This is a genomic window from Bradyrhizobium sp. 142 (assembly GCF_023074015.1).
Taxonomy (GTDB): Bacteria; Pseudomonadota; Alphaproteobacteria; order Rhizobiales; family Xanthobacteraceae; genus Bradyrhizobium.
This window is the reverse complement of the sequence record NZ_JADPKQ010000005.1, coordinates 1-1,101: the sequence shown is the minus strand read 5'-3', so window position 1 is coordinate 1,101 and position 1,101 is coordinate 1. Positions and strand designations below refer to the sequence as shown.

The following is a 1,101-nucleotide window of genomic DNA, read 5'->3' as shown; positions in this document are numbered from 1 at the left end:
TAGAAGGCCAGCAACGCGTCGCGGTCCTTGGCGAGGCATTCGACCGCTCGGCCGTACTTGGCGCGGTATTTCTCGGCGAAGGCGCCGATCGCCGCTTCAGCGGCCGCCCGGTTCGGCGCCCAGTAGACTTCGCGCAGGTCCTTCTTCATGTTGGCCTGGACCGAGAGCGGGACCTTGTCCAGGACGTTTACGGTCTTGTGCACCCAGCAGCGCTGGTGCCGTGTGCCGGGAAAGACCTCGTCGAGCGCCTTCCAGAAGCCGAGCGCGCCGTCGCCAACGGCAATTTCCGGGGCGATCTGCAACCCGCGCTGCTTCACGTCGATCAGGAGCTCACGCCAGCTCTGCGCGCTCTCCCGGACGCCGACCTGAAAGCCAATCAGTTCCTTCTTGCCTTCCGGCGTCGCGCCGATCAGCACCAGCATGCATTCGCCGTGGTCTTCCATGCGCGCCTGCAGGAAGACGCCATCGGCCCACACATACACATAGCGTCGCGCCGACAGATCGCGCTTCTGCCAGCGCTCATACTCGCCCTGCCACTCGGCCGTCAGCCGGGAGATGACCGCCGGCGACAGGTTCGGCGCGTCCCTGCCCAGCAAGGCCGTCAGCGCCTCCTGGAAATCGCCGGTCGAGATGCCGCGCAGGTACAGCACCGGCAACAGCGCATCCAGGCTCCGGGTGCGCCGCGCCCACAGCGGCAGGATTGCCGAGCTGAACCGGATCCGCTCGCTATCGCCGGCCGCCCCGCGGTCCCGAATCTTCGCCCGCGCGACCTCGACCGGTCCGATGCCGGTCGCAATCGTTCGCGCCGGGCCGTAACCATGTCGCACGACACGGGCGCGCCCGTCGGCCAGCTTCAAATCCTTCACCGTGGCAAGAAACGTCTCGACTTCGATCTCCACGGCCTGCGCCAGAAGCTGCCGCGCACCAGCTCGCAGGATATTGGTCAGTGGATCATCGATCTCGTCGGGCTGACGAAGCGGGACAATGTTGCTAGTCTCGTTCATGGCGTATCGCTCTCCTTGAGAGGTTCTGGCAGGCTCGACACCCGCCTCGATACGCCGCCTATCTCATTCCGTCATCACCCACTTTCCTGCATAGCTC

Annotated in this window: 1 protein-coding gene; it reads right to left on the bottom strand. The window is 65.6% G+C overall.

Features of this window, described 5'->3' with window-relative positions; genetic code table 11:
• Positions 1-1,004, bottom strand: a 1,004-nt coding sequence (locus tag IVA82_RS00690; protein ID WP_247493123.1) for an IS256 family transposase, incomplete at its 3' end; no start/stop codon positions are given.
• Between the last annotated feature and the right edge of the window lie 97 nt (positions 1,005-1,101).